This window comes from Daejeonella sp. (assembly GCF_049655485.1).
Taxonomy (GTDB): Bacteria; Bacteroidota; Bacteroidia; order Sphingobacteriales; family Sphingobacteriaceae; genus Daejeonella.
In genome coordinates, this window is the sequence record NZ_JBASJU010000370.1 from 1 (window position 1) to 2628 (window position 2628).

Below are 2628 nucleotides of genomic sequence, written 5' to 3' on the forward strand. Positions count from 1 at the left end.
GGAAGCCGATGCCTGAACGCTTCTAATATCGGTATCCCAAAGCCTTCGTTGGTCGATGGGAAGACATACATCATTGCACTCTTATATACTGTCGACAAATCCTCGTCCGGCAAATATCCGGTTAATACTATCTCATTTGCAAGCTTATTTTCGCTTATCGCTTTTCCGATCGCCTGCGCATCGCTATTTAGCTTTACCGAATCCGCTTTACCTACGAGTACCAGTTTTCCGGAATAGCCGTCGTCTTTTAGTTTTTTAAAGGCATAAATCAGGGCTGGAATGTTCTTTCGCTTATCCATTATCCCGACATGCAAGATATAAGCTCCATCCTCAAAATCAAATTCATTTAAAACTTTTGATCCTTCTGAGCTGATCACCTCCGCAGTTTCGAAGGATTTCGGCCCTTCACAAACGGTTATCAGTTTATCCATGCTGATCCCTGTATAGTGATGAATTCGTTCCGTAGCATATTTTGTTGGAGTGATGACAAATGCCGACTTCCGGGCTGCTGGTATGGCCAGGTTTTTATAAAACCATAACCAGATCCTGTTGTAATGATCCGGGTTTTCGAAGAAAAAGGCATCGTGGATTACTGGAATGGTCTTATAACCTAACTGGGTGTAGGGAACGATGTTATCGGTACAGAATAATACTCCGCATCCATTAAACCACGCCTTGAATGGCAATTGGATTTGCTTCCAGACCTGTAACCGCACATGCTCAAGTATTTTCAATACTTTGGTTTCTCCCGTGTATACCCCTATTCCTGTATCGAAAAAAAGGAATTTTACTTCAGGGCTTTCCAGTTTTTTAAATTCACGGCAAAGCTCTTTCAGGTAAGTACCCGTACCCGTTTTAGCTATCCTCAGATCACGTATGTCAACTCCTACTACTAAGGGCTTCGTCATTATTTAATCGTTTTTCTGAGATGATGCTAATAAATATCCCTGTTAGAAACCAGGTAAGGTAGGAGATATACACTGACGATTCTGTCTCTGAAGTTAGGGATGGGATGATAAACCCTATTTTAATAAGCAGTATGGAAAGGGCAAGCTGCCGCTCTTTTTTCGTCAGTTTCCTGTACCATTTTCTGGCATTCCTAATTAGTGAGACATAAATACTCAGATAAAGCAGCAGGGCAATTATTCCGGCTTGAACCCCAATGATAATATACTGGTTTTCTCCCCCTACATTCTCGCCAAGTGAGCCCCCGATACGGCCAGATGATCCCATTCCAATCCCTAAAGGATTTGTATATATGGACATGATACCCTGGACCCATTCCAATACGTGGCCTACGCTTGATGGGTGAGTAAAGTTTAAGGTGTCTATAATTACATCCTGCATCAATTCATCGTATCTGTCTTCCTGGGTGAGATAATAAATGAAGTAGATTATGACAGACGCGATAGTGAAATGGATCAGCTGCAAGAGCCATTTTTTATGTGTGATGATGGCATAACAATATATGATAATGCCATAACTGATAAAAGCCGACCGTGAAATCGCGAAGATAATCGATAGTGCCGTTGCACCCAGAGCAATCCAGCCCATCAAATCGGGCTTGAACTTATAATCATCGCGGGTATATACACCGGCTATGACGCAAAGGGCGATCAGCGTGGCACCCGCATGCTCCAGCGGACTTGCGAAAATGCTGGCAAAACGTTTAAAACCGCCCATGGATTCGAAAGTCCAGCTTAAGCCATAATTACCTGATGGCTCCAGATTAAATATATAGTAGTTATAATCCGCCAGGCCAATTAAAGATTGCAGGTGCTGATCGCGCCTGACTTCATACATTAATACCACCGCGGTAAAGATTGCGAGCAAGAGTATGTAGTGAAAATACTTGCTTATGTAGATGGTCTTTGGATCCATCAATCGGGCGGTGGCGTAAACCAGGCAGAAGAAAGAGGTTGTTTTAAAAGCGATAAACCTGTTTATTATCCCCTGTTCGCCAATTGGAAGTATCGCATAAAGAAGGGTATAGAAAAAAAATGCCGCTATGGCATAATCCACAAAGTGAAAGTGAAGTTTCCGTTTCAGATTCCACAAGCAGCTTAGAAACACGATAATAACAAGGAGTTCTTTAAACGATTGCAGAACGGGCAGGAAATTTCGATATCCAAAATTGAATACCAGGGCAAGTGCCGTGGTATAAAGGGAAAGTCCGAATATCAGGTAGACGATAAGACCCCGTGAATTACCGCTTAATATCTCCTTTACAGCATAAAGAAATGATAAGATGTAAATTAAGGGGAATATGAGGAGCATACTTACAAAGAAGCTGGGATTTGATCTTGAAATCGAATTAAGGCCAAATCTAAATTTTTTTAAGCTTTTATTTGTTATTAACTCAAATTAGGAATGGGGAGAGATTGCTTCGCTGCGCTCGCAATGACAAAATAACGGCCTGTCATTGCGAGCGGAGCGAAGCAACCTATGCTACGACTTCCTGTAAAAAAACACCCTGGCCCCCAGGCCGTTTGATATTACAGATCTGTTGGGATTTATTCTGGGCTCATATTTCCCTTAAGCCCATCGCGTATTGCCTTCATTGTGGTTTTCAACTTGACGAATCTTCGTCTTAACAGGAAATAGCTGAGCGCACCCGCAAGATACCCG

Annotated in this window: 2 protein-coding genes; both read right to left on the reverse strand. The window is 42.3% G+C overall.

Translation table 11 applies throughout. The annotated features are described in order from the left end of the window. A partial coding sequence (locus WBJ10_RS15320) for a glycosyltransferase family 4 protein (RefSeq protein ID WP_424291838.1) occupies positions 1 to 908 on the reverse strand: 908 nt, incomplete at its 3' end. Then, positions 880 to 2277 carry an O-antigen ligase family protein gene (locus WBJ10_RS15325; protein ID WP_424291840.1) on the reverse strand — a complete coding sequence of 466 codons (1398 nt, stop codon included), beginning with the start codon at positions 2275 to 2277 and terminating at the stop codon, positions 880 to 882. The genes WBJ10_RS15320 and WBJ10_RS15325, both read right to left, overlap by 29 nt. Positions 2278 to 2628 lie beyond the last annotated feature (351 nt).